At 55.6% G+C, this 858-nt stretch carries 1 protein-coding gene; it reads right to left on the bottom strand.

What is annotated here, in order from left to right:
* Window positions 1–163: 163 nt before the first annotated feature.
* Window positions 164–858, bottom strand: a 695-nt coding sequence (locus AAAX35_RS09605; protein WP_349117461.1) for a hypothetical protein, incomplete at its 5' end; no start/stop codon positions are given.

Here is an 858-nt window from a genome sequence, read left to right as displayed (position 1 = left end):
GGCCCGCACAGGGCCAGGGCGGCCGCGACCGCGAGGACGGCGGCGGCCCCGGAAACTCGTTTCATGGAGCGTCTCATGGAAAATCCCCCTAATCTAGCAACGGTTTAGAGTCTACTAGATTGGGGGGACGGGGGCCAAGCCGATAAAGGTAATTAACCATCAGCTATTTAATCAGACAAACATGCTGATTGATCTCGGCCGGATTTGAATAGTTGTAGATAGACGAAATCTGATTGGCGGGCGATGAGGAGTGCCACATCTTATTATCACGGGGATTGTCGCCCCAGAAAAACCCGATATGGCAATCGACGTTAGGAGCAGTCTTAAAGAATATGACGTCGCCCTTTCTTGCCAACCCGCTATTCAGCAGATCCTGCACCTTGTTGAACTCATAAACCTTTGAGCCGGAATCAATCGCATAACCGTAAAAACGCCAAGCATTGATATAGCTACCGCCACCGGGGCCTCCAGCCCAAGGAGAATGGTTATTATTTGCGGCTACCGCTGCAAGATTGCCGCCGCATTTCGACCATGCGTGGGCGACAAAACCGGTGCAATTCATACCAGAGTATCCATCCCAACGCCTCTCACCATTGGGATAGGTGCAGGTAGGAATAGAGAATCCAGTGGAATATGGAGTCCCGAGGTAGTAGCCGTCATATTGATGTTGGGTAAGCCAAGTAACGAGTCTGATCCGCGGAACGCCAATCACTTTCTCATCAGCAACGTCTCTGTACGCGCCCTCCGTGGGGCCCGGTGCCGCCGAGCCCTTCGCGAGGATGCGGACCTGGAGCGCCTCGACGCGGTAGCCGATGCCGGTCGTGCCGGCGCGGGCGCCGTCGCTGGCCCAGCCGAGCC

The sequence above is a fragment of the Collinsella sp. CLA-ER-H11 genome, assembly GCF_040092445.1.
GTDB lineage: Bacteria > Actinomycetota > Coriobacteriia > Coriobacteriales > Coriobacteriaceae > Collinsella.
This window is presented reverse-complemented; position numbering and strand designations above follow the sequence as displayed.